Raw genomic sequence first — 392 nt, 5'->3', positions numbered from 1 at the left:
CTCGACCTCCTCCAGCCTTGCCGCATCCATGTCGACGATGATGGCGCCGAAGTCGGCTTCCTGGATCTCGCCGCGCAACTCGGTGACGTTCTTCTCCACTGTCGAGAGCTGTATGATCTCGGAGGCGGAAAATGCGGTGCGCGTGTCCTGCGCAAATGTCCTGTCGGTCGATACGAGCAGGATCTTCCTGGTCTTGATGCCGTTTGCCATTCTGTCAGCCTGTCAGGTCGATCGACCGTTGGATCATTTGCCCGTGGGATCAATTGGTCGTGCTGGACTGCGACGCCTTGGCACCGGCCGCCTGATCGGGTGTGACAGCCGCGGCACTGCCTCGTTGGGCCGGCACCAGGAGCCTGGTGTTCTGGACCCCGTATTTCCAGGGATCGACCATC

At 61.0% G+C, this 392-nt stretch carries 1 pseudogene; it reads right to left on the bottom strand.

Annotated elements, in window-relative coordinates:
• Positions 1–210, bottom strand: a pseudogene (locus EN906_RS37110) (response regulator receiver protein); the annotation flags it as partial.
• Positions 211–392 lie beyond the last annotated feature (182 nt).

The organism is Mesorhizobium sp. M7A.F.Ca.CA.004.06.1.1 (assembly GCF_003999135.1).
Classification (GTDB): domain Bacteria; phylum Pseudomonadota; class Alphaproteobacteria; order Rhizobiales; family Rhizobiaceae; genus Mesorhizobium.
Note: the sequence above shows the minus strand (reverse complement) of the source record. Positions and strands in the feature narration are given on the sequence as shown.